This is a genomic window from Enterococcus mundtii (assembly GCF_002813755.1).
GTDB lineage: Bacteria > Bacillota > Bacilli > Lactobacillales > Enterococcaceae > Enterococcus_B > Enterococcus_B mundtii.
The window spans coordinates 1,159,303-1,177,229 of the sequence record NZ_CP018061.1 but is presented as its reverse complement, the minus strand read 5'-3'; the positions used below and the strand labels follow the sequence as shown (position 1 = coordinate 1,177,229).

The following is a 17,927-nucleotide window of genomic DNA, read 5'->3' as shown; positions in this document are numbered from 1 at the left end:
ATTGCCTCCAGCTTATTTCAATAATCAGTGAATATCGGCGCATGTATTTCTTTCGTATCTAAATCTTTCCGCACATTCACTTTCGTGTAAATTACCTTTTCCACTGGAATACTATAGTAACTCTCTTCCCCATCATTAAATTGATGGAAATCTGTTTTTGATAAAATACCGTCGATTTTATTCATTAAAACTCGCGGTTCCACACTATTACTTACGATATAATAGCAAATACGGATATCGTTTTCTAAATGTAGATCAACTTCTAAAACAACTTGGTCCATGAAACATTACACCCTTTCTTTAAAAGAATTATAACAATAAGTACGTTCAGAATCAAAAAAACAACTTTTTTGTTGAAATCAAGAAATTTTATGACATCTCCCCTTGTGCATGTACGTACAAAGTGTTATTTTTAATTAAGTATTTCATTTTTCTTGGAGGCGTATATTGTATGGACACTATGGGACAACTGGTTTTTTATGTTCCTTTTTTTCTTATGACAACTTTAGCAATCTACTACACGAAATGGACGAAGCGGAAATTTTCCGTATTGCTGACACTTTTACCAGTCGCTTATTTTTCCCACAAAATATTTTCCCTTCGGCATTGGGAACCCACCCCAAAATTACTGTCACATGAATTAGGGTTGATTATTTCATTAACGATATTGATCTTATGGATTTATTACCTTTACAAACATCCTTAGTTACCAGTACTACTCTTCACGACTAAAAAAGCCACGTTGGAAATCAGCAACGTAGCTTATCAGGAATCGGAATTTATTTAACGACCAACACATTGCAAGGCGCATGTGTCACTACATAAGAAGCCGTTGATCCTACCAATGCTTGTTGGATCGAGCCTTTACCAGTCGCCCCCATCACGATCAAATCAATCGACTCCTGTTTCGGCAATACTGTGGCGAGCAAGGTTCTTGGATCACCCGTTTCCACGATTGCATGGATCGTTTCGATTCCAAATTCTTTTGCATCATTGATCCTCTTCAATAGTTCTACTTCTGTTTTTTGCTTTTCTTCCGCATAAATTTTCGAGAATGCATACGCACTGTGTGTCAATTCGATTTTATTGATAATTGAAACGATCAATAATTCTGATTGATTGTCTCTAGCTAATTCTAACGCTTCGGCAAATGCCTTCTCTGCTTTTTCTGAACCATCAATTGCCACCATTATTTTTTCATACATATTCGTCATCCATACCATCTCCTTGTTTCTTCTATTGTATCATTTTGATCGATTTTTATAAAAATTTCACTTTTTTACCGACAAATCAAAATTAATTTGCCGATTTTCTACTTTTTTGTTTTGCATTTTTCTAATAAAAAACAAATGTCAAAAACGCATGAATATCCTTTTATGATGTTTTTCTAATTAAAACGCACATTATTTATACATATCCTTGTTACAAAAAAGGAGCATTTGTCACAAACTGTCACGTATCTTTCACCTATGAAATATAATCCCATGGTAAAGTATTACTCGTTAGCGAAAACAGCTAACCAAATAACTTTTTAAAACACGAAGGAGATCTTTCATGAAATCACTTAAAACAATTCTTTTTGGAACAACTTTGGCTGCCGGCGCTGCATTATTTATGGGTACTTCTGCACACGCAGACGAAGCCTACACTGTTCAATCAGGTGATACTTTATCAACGATTTCTCAAAAATACGTTGGTGACAACTCCTTGATCCAAACAATTGCCGAAGCGAACTCAATCTCAAACATTCACCTGATCTTTTCAGGTCAAGAACTAACTATTCCTACTGGTGAGCAAGCAGCTGCTCCTGTCGCTACTCAAGCGCCTGTAGAACCTGTTCAAGAAACAGCTCCAGTTGTGGAAACACCTGTAGTGGAACAAGCTCCTGTAGTAGAAGAAGCGCCAGTTGTGGAACAAGCACCTGCTACTGAAGTAGCTGTTTCAACTGGTACGAACGATGCCAAAGAATGGATCGCACAAAAAGAATCTAGCGGTTCTTACACAGCAACAAACGGACGCTATATCGGCCGTTACCAATTAGACTCTTCTTACTTGAACGGTGACTACTCTGCTGCCAATCAAGAAAGAGTAGCAGAACAATATGTTGCCTCTCGTTATGGCTCTTGGGACGCTGCAAAAGCTTTCTGGTTAGCTAACGGTTGGTACTAAAAAGAGCGATTTTGAAAAAATGGGAATCTTATTGATTCCTATTTTTTTTGTTCTTATTTCGCGTTAGTTCCCTTTTGTTTTTGCCTTTGACTTTGTTTGATTTTTTTGATCGCCCAATCATAATGGCTCGATGTAGCCGAAACAAAATAACCGCCAAGTGTCGTATTTCCTACCCAAGGATACTGTTTTTTTTGGAACAGCTGATCGTCATCGAAGGTTTTCGCCAGTAACATCACTTCTGCATGGCTTTCCTTCAACCAGTCAGACGCTTGCCGTAACGTAGTAGACTGGTGTTTTTTTGTAAAGGCACGATTCATTTCGGCTGTCGTTCGCCAATTATACGGCTCCGGCAAAAAAGGCACCGCTTCTCCCATTTGATTATCAGTCACCCACTTTAATAGCAAACAATGCCACTCGTATAAATGGATCAACACGTCTTTGATCGTTTGATCCCTTCGCCAATGTGCTTCTTTTTTCTTTTCAAGAAATACTTCCTCAAAATCAAATGTCGCTTCTCTTTGTTCCTCAGGTATTGAATCGATCAACTGCTGTAACTTCTCATAATTTTCAGCTGCGAGTATCAATAATTCCTCTTTTGACTTTGGTCTCATATTCATCTCCTTATTAAAAATACATACGTTTTAAATCGTTTCCAATCTACCTATAATTCTAGTATGCCTGATTTCTAAAAAAAAGACGAGTAATATCCTAGAATGAATATACATTCTAGATGATTACTCGTCTTTATCCACTTGATTCAACGATCTTCATTCCATGTCTTGACTGAGAACCGCCTATCACTATACGCTTTTTTGAGCAAGTCATTTAACGGTACTCGCTTTGATACGCTGACAATGGCAAAGGCACCTTTTTCTTTATTTCAATACTCCATTGAATTCTCGTTACCAAAAGAATAATACATATTTCTTCATTATAGACAGGTGTTTTTTACCCTTAGTTAGCCATATCCTTTATTTTTTCCTTGATGACTTCACGGGTCTTTCTAAATTCAGCAATAATTTCTTCTTCTGTCCCAGTAGCTTTTGCTGGATCTTCTAAATCCCAATGTTCATGACGGATATGAGCTGGAATCACTGGACATTTATCCAACGCATCGCCGCACAAAGTGATGATCAGGTCGGCATCTTTAAAATAATCTGGGTCAATCAAGTCTGAGGTTTGCCTCGTAATGTCGATGCCATCTTCTGCCATCACTTTTACGGCACGTGGATTCAACCCATGTGTCTCCACTCCAGCACTGCGAACGTCAAATTGCTCCTCCAAATATGCATGACCATACCCTTCAGCGATCTGACTTCTGCATGAATTACCGGTACATAAAAAATAAACTTTCTTCTTTTCTACACTTGTTGTCTTCTCCAAAACCATTCCTCCAATCCATTAATCCTTTCAGGATTAAGTGTATGATATCATATATTTAAGGGATCGTTGGTTCATTCAAAAAAAACGTATTATTTTTAATAAACCAATGATCAGCCATTTACATAATAAATAACTAGTAAATACAGAAAAAAACAGCATTTTAAAGCATGTCAAAGACTTTTTACATGCTAAATCTGGCAATGACAAACACCTTTGATCGTCGATTTTGACCTCTTCGATCACACTGAGATAAGAAGGAGCGGATACTATGGACTTGAGTCATCAAATAAAAAAATATCGTAAACAGCTAGCTTTCTCCCAAGAAGAATTAGCCGAAAAATTATATGTTTCAAGACAAACGATTTCAAACTGGGAGAACGAACGTAGCTACCCCGATATCCATAATTTATTGTTACTGAGTGTCCTGTTTGACGTTTCTTTGGATCAATTAGTCAAAGGAGATGTGGAAAAGATGAAAGAAAATATGACACTTCTGGAAATAAACAAATATACTAAAGTCATGCTCGTATCAATGCTCCTTGCTTTGATTTCAATTGGGCCATCCTTGTTTTTACCTGGTAATTGGCGATTAGCTCTTCCCTTGATCTTTTGGATCGTCAGCATGTACGGTGCAATAAAAGTCGAGGGACTCAAAAAACAAGAGAATATCAAAACCTACAAAGAAATCGTTGCATTCATGGAAAACAAAGAAGTAGCACCTCTACGTAAACAAAGAGACAAGGTTAGAAATCGGATCGAAAAGGTAGGAATCGTCCTTTTGTTTGGATTGATTTGTGGGGTGATCGCATTACTCACAAGTCTGCCGTTTGTGCTATTCAATCGCTAGTAATATCGCAAAAAAACAAGATCAACCTTCAAGGATCGATCTTGTTTTTTGTTAATCGGAACCAAAACAAATTTTTTTGTACTCATTAGATCTGTTTAATGTTTTCCCAGATCATAAGGTATTCTTTCTCACCCGTCGATTCATCCATTTGTTCATCCACTTTTATAAAGCCATTTCTAAAGTAGAATCGTATTGCTCCTTTATTCTTACCATAAACATGCAAGCTTATTCGTTCTTTTTCTTTTTTAGCAGCTTCAATCAGTTTTTGTCCGATTTTTCTATTTTGATATGTTGACTCTACAAAAATACCAGCTAAATAAGATTTGTCCACGATTCCCATAAAACCAACAATCTGACTATTCATTTCACAATAATAAATTTCTGCTTTTGGCAATTCTTTTTTCAACACCTCTTTTTTCTCATACCAATATGTCGCATCAATAAAATCATGTGTCCTGATATTGGTCGTTAACCAAATAGTTAGTAGCCGATCCATTATCTCTCGGTCTAGTTTCTTCACTTTTTTAATCATCCCATTACTCCTGAAAACTTATAGTTATTCTTCATACCTCTTCAAACGATCATTTAGATTGCCCGCATGGATGTCTACTGCTACCCGCGAAGGTCCTTCTTCAATTTTGAGGTCTAGAAGACGAAGTTGTTCTGTATAACAAAGAAGTTGTTCCGGAGTGATTTGAAAATCAATATGATTGTAGGTTTTGAGAAGCTTTGTCTGCTTATCTTCCATCAACGCCACCCACAGATCACCGATCAATAAGAATGTTTCTGGAAATAAGGAGTATTGTTTTCCTTACTCGAATACACTTCTTTTGCATCAAAGACCTCCGTAAAGACTTCTGTCGAACATTTACGACCACGAATGACAACTGTCATGTGCGAGAGTTCCATCTTCGCTTTCTTTTTTAGTTAAGACTTTTTATCATTACCAAACATGGATTCCATTCATCCCATAAGGTTGGGAACACTTCTAGCTCAACAAAACCCATCCTTCGGTAGAAGTGAATCGTCTGATCATAGATAGCGTAATGCCCTTCGGCGACCGTTTTCACTTGTAAAAATAGGTAATGTTCTCTTGCATACGATTCTAGCTCCCCTAGTAATCGCTTACCTAATCCTCGATGATGATAGGCTTTTTTGATTCCCATACAATAGATCTCACCGGTGGCTTTACTTGTTTCTTTCAAACTGATGAACCCTATTGGCTCGCTGGTTTCTTGTAAGACCCACAATGGATACTTTTGGCATTCCTCAACATATTCTTGTGTCGAATATGGCAAGCCAAACCACTCTGGCAAATCATTCAAGATTTCTTGGACGATTTTTTTCTTTTCTATTGCTTCTTCTACTAAATCAATACGCATTGGTTTCCTCACTTTTCGGCAAATATCGATCAACAAGTTGGAATCGTTCAAAGACGATTTTCGTTTCTTCATTGAGCAATAGTCCATGTTCTTCATAGTAAGGTTTGAAATAATTGTAATGTCCCTTTTGCCAATACATAAGAGATAAGTCGCCTTCACCTTCTGTAGCTGCCAGTTCTTCGGTGATTTCTTTCCAAGGTAGGATCAACACTTCGACAGTCTGGATAATGCCTATCGGTACTTTAGAGCTATTCACAACGACGGAGTAGTCACCAACTTTAGGTAATGGTTCGTTATCCATTTGGTAAAGCTCATACCCTGAGCTTGTCCCTGTTTTCTTCCCTTCCAATACCAAATCTGCTAATTCATCTGCGTGTTCTTTCGTATTTCCAAAAGCAAAAATTTCATATAATGACGCTTGTGGCACACCATTTTTTAAGCAAAAGCTTTCCCAATATTTTTGTGCTTCTAGGTTCAATCTGTCACCAACTTTCTGATTGATAGTAAATCAAGTGTACCAAAAATAGGAAAACTAAGCCATTCACACTCAATTTTTACAACTCCTATAGTCAAATTTATAGTTACTCACCAACTTCACTTCTTAAATACAAGAAATAAAAAACTAGCTTCACTTTTTAGAGAATCTAGTTTTGTTTTCAGGATGAAATGGAAAATTAGACATCCACTTTGATACAATAAATGCAACCAAAGAAAAGGAGAAAATCCATGGAACTTTATTTCAAAGAATTTTTATTGATCACGCAAAAATTAAACAAGCAACAGATTACTCCGCTACTACTAGGTTCATTAGGCTTGTCTTACTTAACAGATATCGACTGGCAACCAAGAGACATTGACATCCATGTTCCTGGCGATCCACGGGGTTGGGAGGCACCTGATGAAGATCGGTTGCACAATTGGCAAAACATCTTAAAAATCATGGAAACGTTGAATTACCATCTAGTTGATTTACACGAACATGAATTTGCAAAAGATTCTTATACCATCCAATTTGGCAGTATGGACAGTCTTCTCACCTTTGCAGGTATTCCACTTAATGAACTCTCTCTAATCAGGATCGACGACTGTTCCTTTTACTTACCTACAGCGGAACAATATTTAAAAATCTATCAACGTTCCGCTAAAGATAGTTACCGTGCAGATAAAAATAATCACAAGGATCTAGCAAAGATTGAGTATTTGGAAAAGTACTTAGATGGGAATACGTAATAAGTGATTTTAAATAAGACGGTGCAACACCTACCTTACTCGGCGATTTTCCGTTAAATACTAATTTCTTTTTCTCTTTTATTTCAAGCTTGCTAATATCTAAATCTTTGATTGCTAACGTAAAAAAACCTAAGAGATGTTCTTGTGTTTCGTCTTTAAAAATCAAGTACGTCCTTGTCGCATGATAAAGCTCTTTTTGTATGGCATCATGTTTTAAAATTCAGTCATTTCTGAATTGTTTCCACAAAAAAAGAAGATTCTACAAAGTTCGAAAAGCGTTCTCTTACCTTCTTTCTAAGAGCTTTATTTCCAATCTCAATTTCCTCTTCTTTAATTACTTCAACCAGCATTTTGATCTTTTTACTTAATGAAATCACAGTATAGTCCATATTATTTTTTTCTCATCCAATTAGGTACTTGATCCTTGTTACTAATACGATCACTAGATTTCTTTTCTAATAAGTCATAGAATTTTTTTGTAGGATGCGTATTTTCAATAATTTTGACATCTTCATTAGATAAAATAATTGGACGTTCCAAACTTATGTTTGCCATAAATACCGACTCCTTATTATTATTAACTACATGATAGATTATATTATTTCTTCGCAGTAATTTAAATACGTTACATACAAAGTACACACGTTATCCCTAACGATACTTAAAATTTTAAGCAGAGTTTCATTGATCGGATAAACATTTCTGTCATCTTCCATTTAAAATTTGGTTATCTCTAAACTAAAAAGTGTCACATAATTAGTAAAAAACAAAATGATTTTTTTTGAACTGTTTTATTCACTTTCATCCTTATAGTAGTACTATCTAAGACAAAAAAAGATTCAACGATTTTGAAACATAATCACTCATATTCACTCTTTTGGCGTTTATTAGAAATCACTCAAAAAAATTGAAATATTGTTCAGGTGGTTCTCCCACACTTTTTAATACTTCATAGCCTCCTTCATCATCTTCAATGACACGTAACACTTTGCATTGAAATCTCCAATCATCACCAAAATCAAAGACAAACTTGAATTTATCTCCTTTTTTCAGACCGAGTTGATAAAGTTTATAGTCACAGGTATGAAGGTATTCGTGTCCCATGTCAACTTCTGCCATGTAGTAACATTTATTTCCACTCCAAGCAGAATTGTCCATAAAAAATGCATGTGCGTGATCATTGATAAAATCAAATGAATCCAAGATAATTTCAGCAAAATCTTCAAGTGTCTCATCTGTTGACACACTAATGTGCCGATAACAACCTGATCCTATTGAAATACTAAATACAATTGCTACAATTGCTTGATTGTCTTTTTGAGAAATCATTTTAATCCAACCTTTCTAAAGTAACCAAAAATTTTATAAGTTAACAACCTACCCGTTCTATGTACAGGTTTTTACATCAAAATTGATCATGAGAATAGCTACTATAACTATTATATCGTTTGTAAGAGTGAAAACGTACTAATTTATTTATTTTCGATTACATTAAAGTTTGCTAATTTTCGTCTGTATCGTTCAACTAACCCAACATTTTTCATAATAAAAAACTCTTTAATCAACTTTTCAAAAAAAGTTGGTTAAAGAGTTCAACGTTTACTTCATCATTCGTTATATTACAGATCCGATCTACCTTCTAAAGAACCATTACCTAACGAATCCCAAGCGCAATTCGTGCATAACGACTCATTTTATCGGTCGTCCAAGCGGGATACCAGACTAATTTGACTTCTGCTTTCGACACTTCTGGCACTTCTTTTAGTGCATCATGGATCGATTCAGTCAAGATATCAGCTAACGGACAGCCCATCGTTGTCAAAGTCATTTTAACAACGGTATCTCCATTTTCAGGGTCAAATTCGATTTCATAGATCAAACCTAGGTTCACGATATCGATTCCTAGTTCTGGGTCAATCACCATTTCTAACGCGGTGAGAATTCGCTCTTTGATTTCATCTACTTCTTCAGCAGACCATTTTTGTTCACTCATTCTTCGGATTCTCCTTCTCACAATTTTTGTTTATCATACCTTTTTTTAAGGGGTTTGTAAATATTCATTTGGCTAGCAAGGTCTGGACAGAAGTCTTTCACTTCAAGAACTAAGGTAACAGCTACGCAAATTGTTTTTCAAATTTTTTATAGATCCTCTTAGTTCCTAAGAAGTTACTTCTTTTTCCACTAGTTATTCGGTTCAAAGGTGACAAACAAGGGGGTAGATTTGTTTGTCTATCCCTTTTTTATTTGCTTTTCGCCTTTTTAGATGCATGTTTGATTTCAGGAAGAACCCCTGTTGAACGATACATTTTTTGTTCGTTCTCATTGGCAAAGCGACCAAAAACGGAATGCGTTGGTAAAATATTGATGAACGCATCTTCGTCGATTTCATGGACGATTTGATCAAGATCATACATTTCATAACGTGTGATGACCATCATGATCATTTTTCCTTCACGTTTTGAATATCCACCAACTGAAGGTAAGAGAGTCATCCCCCGAACCATGCGTTGCGCAATTTCAGCAGTCACTTCTTCTGGTCTCACTGTGACGATCATGGCGGTCACTTTTTGGTGACTCGTATGGATCGCATCGATGACTTGTGTCATTGCATAAATCGAGATGATCGTATACAAAGCACTTTCCCAATTAAAGAGGAAGCCAGCTGCTACGACGATAATACCATTTAAAATCAGCATATAGTTTCCTACGGTTTTCCCTGTCGTTTGAGAAAGAACCAATGAAATGATGTCCATTCCACCAGTCGTAAAACCCATTTTTAGAGAAATACCGACGCCGACGCCAAGTAAAACACCACCGACTAATGCATTCATTAGTATATTATCTGTTACCTGTCCTGTCGGTAAAACTGTCGTCATGACTGACACACAAACAACGTTGATGAAACTAAGTACAGTTGCGCGTTTTCCGACTTTTAGAAAGCCTAGTATAAATACAGGAATATTCAATAGAAAAATAAACGTTCCAGTATCGACATCTATATGGACCCATTCAGATAATAGTGAAGCAATGATTTGGGCGATCCCGTTCATTCCTGCAGAAAAGACGTTGGCTGGAATCAAAAAATAATTCAATGCCACCGCTGCAGACAAACCGGTCATCAAGATAACCACTATTTTCTTAAGATTTTCGTTTCTTTGATAGACAGTCATGAATCTGCTCACAAGCACCTCTCCTTTTCAAGTTTATTCCAAATGTAAGAATAACAGTTTCTTCCAGAAAATAAAATAGTGACTACTTAAATGAGAAGAATTTTAGTAAAGATGTCACAAAAAAAACAAGCCTATGCTACAATAAAAGAAAACCGAATGAACGAGGAGGACATTATGGCAAAAGATGCAAGTTTCGATATCATTTCAGAAGTATCTGTTGAAGAAGTAAAAAATGCAATCCAACAAACCACGAAAGAATTAACTAACCGTTTCGATTTCAAGGATTCAACGGTTGAGATCAAGTTAGAGAATACAAATAAATTAGTTGTGTTAAGTGATGATGAATTTAAAATCGAACAAATCAAAGATGTTTTGTTTGGAAAATTGAATAAACGCAATGTGCCAATCAAAAATATCCACTTTTCTGAAACGGAACACGCTTTAGGTGGTAAAGCGCGCCAGTCTGCTGATCTAGTCAATGGGATCGACCGAGATAATGGTAAGAAGATCACGACAGCGATCAAAAATGAAAAACTAAAAGTGAAAACACAGATCCAAGAAGACCAGATCCGCGTAACTGGTAAGAATCGTGATGACCTCCAAGCAGTGATTGCACTTTTACGAAAACTAGACTTGCCGATTGAATTGCAATTTACGAACTACCGTTAGTTCATGGGTACTATTGAGATATCATCAAAAAAGGACAAGCATTTTGCTTCGTCCTTTTTTAGTGGTCTTGCCAAAACTGATGGATAGTTTGTGATAATGCCTCAACTGTCCGAACTTCTTTTGCTTCGTGCCAATGTGGCGGGAAAAGTTTACGATAATTTGATGAGGCAAAGCGTTGATCGGCTAAAAGCACAATGCCTTGATCTTCCATATCTCTGATTACTCGCCCAGCTGCTTGCAATACTTTATTCATTCCTGGTAACTGGTAAGCATAAGCAAAACCTAGCTGTTCTTTTTCATCATAGTAAGATTTGATCAACTCTTGCTCATGATTCATTTGTGGTAAGCCAACACCCACGATCATACTACCAATCAAGCGTGATCCGCGTAGATCGATTCCTTCTGAAAAAATGCCGCCAAGTACACAAAAGCCGACTAATGTTTCTTGCGGTTCGACTATAAATTCTGCTAAGAAATCTTCTCGTTCTTGCTCATTCAACTTGGTTCCTTGGATAAGTGTGCGAGTCGAAGGGTAAGTTTCTTTGAACACTTCGGCGACTTGGTCCAGATATTGATAGGAAGGAAAGAAAATCATATAATTGCCCGTCTTCCCTTGAATGAAACGTTGAATCGTTTCTACTAAACGTGGTATACTCTGCTCTCTTTTGCGATACGTCGTTTCAAGATAACTTGCTATAAGTACTTGTTGATTCTCAATTGGGAATGGACTAGGTAAGCGATACGCTAAACTCTCTTTGCCCCCTAATGTTTCTTGATAATAAGAAAGTGGTGAAAAACTCGCGGAAAACAAAAGGCTACTCCGCCCTTTATTCAACGATTGTTCTAAAAATAAACTAGGATCGATGCAAAATTGCTTCACGATCAAATCATGGTAACTTTTCTCTACAGTTGTTTCATAGTGATCGTCATAGAATTCACTGATTTTTAAAAAATGATTCAAGTCAAAATAAAATCCTAAAATTTGCTCTTGCATCGGATGCTCAGGATATTCAGCCAACCATTCTTGAATAAATTCACCGAGTTGAAACCCTGCATTGATCAATGAATCTGCTGGGGCTTTTTGATGATGATAGTTCCATCCTTCTTCAAGAGCAATTTCTTGAATCTGATCAAAAGCTTTTAAAAGACGATTCCATCGACGACGTAGTTTTTTAAATTCCTTTGGGATCTCTCCATAGACCTTACGTGCTTTCCCATAAGATAACTCAGCAGAATACATTTCTCTTGAACGATTGACTAAATTGTGTGCCTCATCGATCAAGAAAAGATGATCTTCATTTTTCTCTTCATCAAAAAATCGTCTCAAGTAAACCGTTGGGTCGAAAAGATAGTTGTAATCTCCGATAATCACGTCACACCATAAGCTGACATCTAAAGAGAGTTCAAATGGGCATAAAGTATGTTTCTTGGCATATTTCTCAATCACCTCACGAGTGATCTGGTTTTCGTGGTTCAATAAATCCCATAGCCCCTCGTTGATTCGATTATAATAGCCATTTGCATAAGGGCATTGGTCGGGATTACACGTTGTCTCATCTAAGAAGCAAATCTTATCTTTCGCTGTCAAGGTCACACTTTTTGTCTCAGCCCCAACATCTTTTAACGCTGTTAACGCATCTTCAGCCACCTGTCTCGTAATGGTTTTCGCGGTTAAGTAAAAAATACGTTCTCCTTCATCTTCTCCAATCGCCTTTAAGGCTGGAAATAATGTAGAGATCGTTTTTCCAGTACCAGTGGGGGCTTCTGCGAACAGCTTTTGTTTTGTCCGGATCGTTTTATAGGCAGCAACTGCCAGTTCCCTTTGTCCTTTACGATACTCTTCGTATGGAAACTTTAGCGCCATCAATGAGGCATTACGTACAGTACGCCAATTTTCCTGAAAAATCAGCCACTCTTGGTAATCCTCGGTCAGTTTTTTAAAAAACACTTCCAGTTGTTCTCTCGTCTGATGTTCAACTTTCCGTGTGATTACTTCTTCTGTGGTTTGATAATAAGTGAGCTGGAGGTTGATCTCCTCTAAGTTGTTTTCTTGACTATAAATATAGGCGTACACTCTTGCTTGATGAAAAAACAATTCGACTTGATCGGGTTCTAAATCTTCAAAGCGCGGTTCCGACGTTTTGATTTCGTCGATGTGGTACACGCCATCTTTTTTGAAAATACCATCTGCTCGTCCTTCAACGATTAGTTCATAAGGATCAAGCTGTACACTGGTTTGTAAGAACACTTCTTTTTGATACTCTTCGCCTGCTTCTTTTTGGAGCTTGCGGTGGATTTTTGCACCTTCTAAGGCGGTATGATTACTTTTCTTTCGATTATCGATACTTCCGCGACGCAAGATGAACTCGACTAAGTGACGGACGGATATTTTAGATTTTTTCACCATGGTCGCCTCCTTCTTGTATTAGAGTACCGCAAAATAGACCGTTTCGCAAAAAACAAAAACACCCTGCTCGGATAAGCAGGGATATAGGATATAGAATTTGGATTTTTGGATACACTCAATGTAACAAGACTAAATGAAAAATCAATGAAAATTTTCTATTCTTCCGTTTAAAATTTTTAAACACTTTTCATATAATCTGACAATTCAGATAACTACTGTTATAAAAGTAGACACTTTTGTTTCTGATCTCTATTTGCGTTATACTTATATCGAACGATAGAAGAAAGAAATTTTTAAAAGTTGGAGGTTTCCTTTTATGCATGTTTTACAATTGAAAACTGGAACAATCGAGGAAAACTGTTACCTTGTCTACAACGACGAAGCGCTTCTGATCATTGATCCAGGTGCTGACGCTGAAATGATCCAAGAACAAATCAAGAAGACCCAGCAACAACCTGTCGCTATTTTACTAACGCATACGCATTACGACCACATTGGCGCTGTCGAAGCATTGAGAAATACCTATGACATCCCTGTCTATGTCAGTCCATTAGAACAAGAATGGCTTGGAGATCCCATCTTGAATCTCTCAGGACTTGGTCGCCATGATGATATGGATAATATCATCGTTTCTCCTGCGGAATATGAATTTGAAATGAAACAATACCGTCTTGGGAATATGTCATTTGAAGTCGTTCCAACACCTGGTCATTCAGCCGGCAGTGTTAGCTTTATTTTCGATGACTTCGTGATATCTGGAGACGCACTCTTTAAAGGGAGTATCGGTCGCACCGATCTCTACACCGGTAATTTAGAGCAGTTACTCTATAGCATCACGACACAACTTTTTGTTCTACCAAATGAATTTGTGGTCTATCCTGGCCATGGAGAACCAACAACGATTGAACACGAGAAAAAAACAAACCCATTTTTTAACGCTTAATCAAACTTAGGAGGTCGTTCAACATGAGTGAAACAACCCTGTATATCGTCCGTCATGGTAAAACAATGTTCAATACGATTGAACGTGTGCAAGGCTGGTGTGACACACCATTGACGAAACAAGGACAAGAAGGTATCCATTTTTTAGGTAAAGGTCTAAAAGATATCGATTTTTCTTACGCCTATTCAAGCGACAGTGGCCGAGCAATCGAAACGGCACGGATCATTTTAAGCGAACATACAAAAGGAAAAGAAATTCCTTACTTTATTGATAAACGGATTCGTGAATGGTGTTTTGGTTCGCTAGAAGGTGGCTACGATATGGAGATGTGGGGTGTCATTCCTCGCGTACTAAATTTTCAAACATACGATGAGATGTTCACCACAGATGTTACCTTTGAACAAATCGCTAATGCCATCTATGAGACGGATACTGCTGGCTGGGCGCAACCTTATGCAGAATTAAAAGAACGTGTCTGGTCAGGTTTTGAAGATATCGCTCATCAGTGTGAGAAGAACAATGGTGGCAATGTTTTAGTCGTCTCCCACGGCCTAACGATTGCTTTTCTTCTTAGCTTGATCGATCCTTCTCAACCAGTTCGTGCTGGCTTGTTGAATGGTAGTGTCACAAAAGTAACCTATAAAAATGGTCGTTTTTCAATTGATAGTGTCAATGACACAAGCTATATCGAACAAGGAAAGCAACAAACAAGAGAATCCTTTATGTGATGACTCGTTGAATAAGTGCATTGAAGTCTTTTGATTTCAATGTACTTTTTTTGAACTCCTTTATTTTTGTTTTAATCTCAAAGAAACAATTTGGCTTTGGAAACAAAGAACGGTATACTAAATGTTGTATTTTAATTGGGAAGGAAGGAATTTATGTTTTTTGCAAATATCATAAAAGCAGCGATTCTAGGAATCATTGAAGGAATCACAGAGTGGCTGCCAATCAGTAGTACAGGACATTTGATCTTAGCAGATGAATTTATCAAGCTTGATGCGAGTTCACAATTCATGTCGATGTTCAATGTCGTGATCCAATTAGGAGCGATCTTAGCCGTCGTTGTTTTGTATTTCCACAAGTTGAATCCTTTTGCGCCAAGCAAATCCTCGATCGAGAAAAAAGATACGTGGGTTTTATGGTCAAAAGTACTTGTTGCTTGTGTGCCAGCAGCTATTATTGGTTTATTATTGGACGATTGGTTAGATGCCCATTTTTATAAATTTTTACCAGTAGCGATCGCCTTGATTGTTTATGGTATCGGCTTTATCATTGTTGAAAAGCGAAACAAAAATAAAACACCTCGTTGGTCAAACCTGAATGATTTGACTTTCCAAGCAGCGATTCTGATTGGGGCTTTCCAAGTCTTGGCTTTGATCCCAGGGACTTCACGCTCCGGCGCTACGATCCTTGGAGCAATCCTGATTGGTGCATCCCGCTTCGTTGCAACTGAGTTCTCATTTTTCCTTGGCATTCCAGTGATGTTTGGTGCCAGTGGATTAAAGATCGTGAAATACCTTGCTGATGGTAACAGTTTCCAAATGGAAGAAACAGTTATTCTTTTAGTGGGTACTGTCGTTTCATTTGTCGTATCGATTTTTGCGATCAAGTTCCTGATCAACTACTTGAAACGTAATGACTTTACTGTTTTCGGTTGGTATCGTATCATTCTAGGGATCATCTTGATCGGTTACTGGTTCATCGCAATGTAATGGATCATTGATATGCTCATCGCAAACCAGCTAAATGATTGGTAAACGCAACAGCAAAAAAATAGTAGTAAGCTCACACATCGCTGAGCTTACTACTTTTTTTATATACTTCTTTGATCTAAAATGAATGATCCTCATACAACAGCTTTTCGATTTTTTCATTTTCCACTAACAATATCTGATCAAAATTCTTTCGCAAGAAATAGCGATCATGAGTAACTGCTAAAATGGTACCGGTAAATGTAGACAATAATTCTTCGATTTCTTCTCTTACATAGATATCTAAGTGATTCGTAGGCTCATCTAAGATCAATACATTGATTTTCTTTTGGAATAGTTTCAAGAGGTACAGCCTTACTTGCTCTCCTCCAGAAAGATCTTTGATCCTTTTAGTGACATCTCCACTGAAGAATCCAAAATTCGCTAATACTTGTCGTGCTTTCTGTTCATCGGGTATCAGGTATTTAGCATAATTCAATATCCGTTGTTCTGGTTGATCAAACGTTAAGCGTTGAGGTAAATAGCCAATTGACAGACTTGCGCCAGTTTTAATAACCCCTTCATCTACTCCTATTTCCCCCATCACTACTTTTAATAGCGTTGATTTACCAGAACCATTCTTACCTAATAGAGCGATCCGCTCACCACGATAGACCATAAAAGAGCTATCTGAAAACAAACATTTTTTACCTACTGTTTTCTTTATATTTTTGGCAACCAACACTTCTTTCCCCGACAGATCTTCTTGACTGATTGTAGTTAGTTTTTTGCGGGGGTCCTTAGGCGCATTTATCAGTATCATTTTTTCTAATCTACGCTCGATTTCTTTTGCTTTTTTAAAGAATGCTTCGTTGTCTCCTTCATTCCCCCATTGGCGATAGCGTCGTATCATTACTTTCAATCGTTTGATTTCTTTTTGCTGAAGTTCATGATTTTTTTGAAGTTCCTGTATCCGTTGTTTCTTCAACGTCATGTAACGACTATAATTTCCCGAATATTCGATGAACTGACCATCCTCGATCTCTATGATTTTTTTGACTACATTGTCAAGGAACGCACGATCATGGGAAATCACGAGGAACGCACAATTTGTCAATCTCAGATATTCTTCTAACCATTGTACGGAGTCGAGATCAAGATGATTGGTTGGCTCATCTAATAGAAGGACATCATTTTCTTGTAATAATACTTTGGCTAATTCTACTCGAATACGTTCGCCTCCACTTAATTGATCAAGGGGTGTTTCAATTTGTTCTGCAAGATCTAATCCTTTCAAAACACTCGTGATTCGATCTTCTAATCCATATCCGCCCATCATCTCAAATCGTTGCTGCAAGTCACCATATACTTTCATGATATGGTCCAGATCTTCCGTTGCGATACACATTTTTTCTTCATAGTAATTGAGTTGTGTTTGCAATTCTTGGATGTCTTTGAAGCTCTGATACACATAGTCAAAAGTAGCGATTGAGCCATTTTCCATTTTCTGTGGAATATAACCAATCGACAGCCCTTTTTTCCTACTAACTGTCCCTTTATCAACACCTTCAGACCCGATCAACATTTGAAGAAGAGTTGTTTTCCCAGTTCCATTTTGTCCGATCAATCCGATTTTGTCGTGCTTATTGAGTGTGCAACTCAAATTTTCAAAAAGAGGTACGCCACTATACTTTTTACTGATCTTATTCGCTTGAATATACATTTTCTCGCTCCTTAAGACCAATCAAAAAAGCCATGAAAAAATTCATGACCTGTTGTTATTTCATTTATCTGGTACTTAGCTAAAAATGGAATAAACATATTGAATGGTCATTTATTTTTGATTGATTTTTCTATTTTTAAGCGCACTGATGCCTTGGATAGAAAATACAAAAATAATTGCATGACTAAAGCTAATATGATATCTAGAATAATTATCTGTTTCTGTTATTTTAGTCAAGCTGCCCATTAAATATGTCCCTCCTTTTCACTATATTTATATCAATTGTACCAAATCACTCATAAAAGCTCAA

The 17,927-nt window shown here is 37.0% G+C and carries 24 protein-coding genes; 8 read left to right on the top strand and 16 right to left on the bottom strand.

Translation table 11 applies throughout. The features are described 5' to 3' along the window. Positions 1-17: 17 nt before the first annotated feature. The gene (locus EM4838_RS05815) at positions 18-281 is read right to left on the bottom strand and encodes a hypothetical protein (protein WP_071867831.1); all 264 of its coding nucleotides are present in this window, start codon (positions 279-281) and stop codon (positions 18-20) included. A gap of 170 nt (positions 282-451) precedes the next feature. Here EM4838_RS05815 and EM4838_RS17115 point away from each other — a divergent pair, with 170 nt between their 5' ends. After that, entirely contained in the window at positions 452-706 is a 255-nt protein-coding gene (locus EM4838_RS17115; RefSeq protein WP_071867832.1) for a glucose uptake protein, read from the top strand. Between the two features lie 73 nt (positions 707-779). On the opposite strand, the gene EM4838_RS05805 is transcribed toward EM4838_RS17115, so the two are convergent. Beyond that, positions 780-1,214, bottom strand: coding sequence for a universal stress protein (locus EM4838_RS05805; RefSeq protein ID WP_071867833.1), 435 nt, complete (start codon positions 1,212-1,214; stop codon positions 780-782). 340 nt (positions 1,215-1,554) lie between these two features. Here EM4838_RS05805 and apf point away from each other — a divergent pair, with 340 nt between their 5' ends. After that, positions 1,555-2,169: an aggregation-promoting factor gene (gene apf / locus EM4838_RS05800; protein ID WP_074799681.1), complete on the top strand. Its 615-nt coding sequence runs from the start codon at positions 1,555-1,557 to the stop codon at positions 2,167-2,169. Between the two features lie 53 nt (positions 2,170-2,222). On the opposite strand, the gene EM4838_RS05795 is transcribed toward apf, so the two are convergent. Both EM4838_RS05795 and arsC read right to left on the bottom strand, forming a co-directional pair. Then, positions 2,223-2,780 carry a ClbS/DfsB family four-helix bundle protein gene (locus tag EM4838_RS05795; RefSeq protein ID WP_071867096.1) on the bottom strand — a complete coding sequence of 186 codons (558 nt, stop codon included), beginning with the start codon at positions 2,778-2,780 and terminating at the stop codon, positions 2,223-2,225. Positions 2,781-3,123: 343 nt separating this feature from the next. Then, positions 3,124-3,558: an arsenate reductase (thioredoxin) gene (gene arsC / locus EM4838_RS05790; protein WP_071867097.1), complete on the bottom strand. Its 435-nt coding sequence runs from the start codon at positions 3,556-3,558 to the stop codon at positions 3,124-3,126. 262 nt (positions 3,559-3,820) lie between these two features. Between arsC and EM4838_RS05785 the strand changes: the two genes are divergently transcribed. Continuing rightward, on the top strand, positions 3,821-4,399 hold the full coding sequence (locus tag EM4838_RS05785; RefSeq protein WP_071867098.1) for a helix-turn-helix domain-containing protein: 579 nt from the start codon (positions 3,821-3,823) through the stop codon (positions 4,397-4,399). A gap of 85 nt (positions 4,400-4,484) precedes the next feature. On the opposite strand, the gene EM4838_RS05780 is transcribed toward EM4838_RS05785, so the two are convergent. Genes EM4838_RS05780 through EM4838_RS05765 form a run of 5 tightly spaced genes read right to left on the bottom strand, consistent with a single transcriptional unit; the run spans position 4,485 to position 6,259 of the window. Continuing rightward, positions 4,485-4,931 (bottom strand): GNAT family N-acetyltransferase, encoded by a 447-nt coding sequence (locus tag EM4838_RS05780; protein ID WP_071867099.1) that lies wholly within the window; start codon positions 4,929-4,931, stop codon positions 4,485-4,487. Positions 4,932-4,955: 24 nt separating this feature from the next. Further along, a complete protein-coding gene (locus tag EM4838_RS05775) occupies positions 4,956-5,147 on the bottom strand; it encodes a VOC family protein (RefSeq protein ID WP_071867100.1) in 192 nt (63 codons plus the stop codon). Positions 5,148-5,170: 23 nt separating this feature from the next. Further along, on the bottom strand, positions 5,171-5,293 hold the full coding sequence (locus tag EM4838_RS17055; protein ID WP_254905409.1) for a VOC family protein: 123 nt from the start codon (positions 5,291-5,293) through the stop codon (positions 5,171-5,173). 29 nt (positions 5,294-5,322) lie between these two features. After that, positions 5,323-5,781, bottom strand: a complete 459-nt coding sequence (locus EM4838_RS05770) for a GNAT family N-acetyltransferase (RefSeq protein ID WP_071867101.1) — start codon at positions 5,779-5,781, stop codon at positions 5,323-5,325. After that, positions 5,771-6,259, bottom strand: coding sequence for an ASCH domain-containing protein (locus tag EM4838_RS05765; protein ID WP_071867102.1), 489 nt, complete (start codon positions 6,257-6,259; stop codon positions 5,771-5,773). Before EM4838_RS05765 ends, EM4838_RS05770 begins: the two co-directional genes overlap by 11 nt. Before the next feature lie 248 nt (positions 6,260-6,507). Between EM4838_RS05765 and EM4838_RS05760 the strand changes: the two genes are divergently transcribed. Next, positions 6,508-7,011 (top strand): phosphoribosylanthranilate isomerase, encoded by a 504-nt coding sequence (locus tag EM4838_RS05760; RefSeq protein WP_071867103.1) that lies wholly within the window; start codon positions 6,508-6,510, stop codon positions 7,009-7,011. Positions 7,012-7,401: 390 nt separating this feature from the next. Here the strand turns inward: EM4838_RS05760 and EM4838_RS16465 are convergent, their stop codons facing one another. The 4 genes from EM4838_RS16465 to EM4838_RS05745 form a co-directional block, all read right to left on the bottom strand. After that, on the bottom strand, positions 7,402-7,566 hold the full coding sequence (locus EM4838_RS16465; RefSeq protein ID WP_019723294.1) for a hypothetical protein: 165 nt from the start codon (positions 7,564-7,566) through the stop codon (positions 7,402-7,404). A gap of 339 nt (positions 7,567-7,905) precedes the next feature. After that, positions 7,906-8,340 (bottom strand): IS1096 element passenger TnpR family protein, encoded by a 435-nt coding sequence (locus EM4838_RS05755; RefSeq protein WP_081367441.1) that lies wholly within the window; start codon positions 8,338-8,340, stop codon positions 7,906-7,908. A 325-nt stretch (positions 8,341-8,665) separates the two neighbouring features. Continuing rightward, on the bottom strand, positions 8,666-9,004 hold the full coding sequence (locus EM4838_RS05750; protein ID WP_019723739.1) for a metal-sulfur cluster assembly factor: 339 nt from the start codon (positions 9,002-9,004) through the stop codon (positions 8,666-8,668). Between the two features lie 247 nt (positions 9,005-9,251). Continuing rightward, complete coding sequence (locus EM4838_RS05745) at positions 9,252-10,181, bottom strand: YitT family protein (protein WP_071867157.1); 930 nt, start codon at positions 10,179-10,181, stop codon at positions 9,252-9,254. A gap of 174 nt (positions 10,182-10,355) precedes the next feature. Between EM4838_RS05745 and EM4838_RS05740 the strand changes: the two genes are divergently transcribed. After that, the gene (locus tag EM4838_RS05740) at positions 10,356-10,850 is read left to right on the top strand and encodes a YajQ family cyclic di-GMP-binding protein (RefSeq protein WP_019723741.1); all 495 of its coding nucleotides are present in this window, start codon (positions 10,356-10,358) and stop codon (positions 10,848-10,850) included. A 58-nt stretch (positions 10,851-10,908) separates the two neighbouring features. On the opposite strand, the gene EM4838_RS05735 is transcribed toward EM4838_RS05740, so the two are convergent. Beyond that, positions 10,909-13,257, bottom strand: coding sequence for an ATP-dependent DNA helicase (locus EM4838_RS05735; RefSeq protein WP_071867104.1), 2,349 nt, complete (start codon positions 13,255-13,257; stop codon positions 10,909-10,911). Positions 13,258-13,573: 316 nt separating this feature from the next. Here EM4838_RS05735 and EM4838_RS05730 point away from each other — a divergent pair, with 316 nt between their 5' ends. From EM4838_RS05730 to EM4838_RS05720, 3 genes are all read left to right on the top strand, one after another. Then, entirely contained in the window at positions 13,574-14,200 is a 627-nt protein-coding gene (locus EM4838_RS05730) for an MBL fold metallo-hydrolase (RefSeq protein ID WP_010735633.1), read from the top strand. 23 nt (positions 14,201-14,223) lie between these two features. Next, positions 14,224-14,928, top strand: coding sequence for a histidine phosphatase family protein (locus tag EM4838_RS05725; RefSeq protein WP_071867105.1), 705 nt, complete (start codon positions 14,224-14,226; stop codon positions 14,926-14,928). A gap of 153 nt (positions 14,929-15,081) precedes the next feature. Beyond that, the gene (locus EM4838_RS05720) at positions 15,082-15,915 is read left to right on the top strand and encodes an undecaprenyl-diphosphate phosphatase (protein ID WP_071867106.1); all 834 of its coding nucleotides are present in this window, start codon (positions 15,082-15,084) and stop codon (positions 15,913-15,915) included. A gap of 118 nt (positions 15,916-16,033) precedes the next feature. On the opposite strand, the gene abc-f is transcribed toward EM4838_RS05720, so the two are convergent. Together abc-f and EM4838_RS17050 are read right to left on the bottom strand one after the other, a co-directional pair. Continuing rightward, on the bottom strand, positions 16,034-17,617 hold the full coding sequence (gene abc-f / locus EM4838_RS05715) for a ribosomal protection-like ABC-F family protein (protein ID WP_071867107.1): 1,584 nt from the start codon (positions 17,615-17,617) through the stop codon (positions 16,034-16,036). Between the two features lie 111 nt (positions 17,618-17,728). Then, the gene (locus EM4838_RS17050; protein ID WP_010735637.1) at positions 17,729-17,863 is read right to left on the bottom strand and encodes a hypothetical protein; all 135 of its coding nucleotides are present in this window, start codon (positions 17,861-17,863) and stop codon (positions 17,729-17,731) included. Positions 17,864-17,927 lie beyond the last annotated feature (64 nt).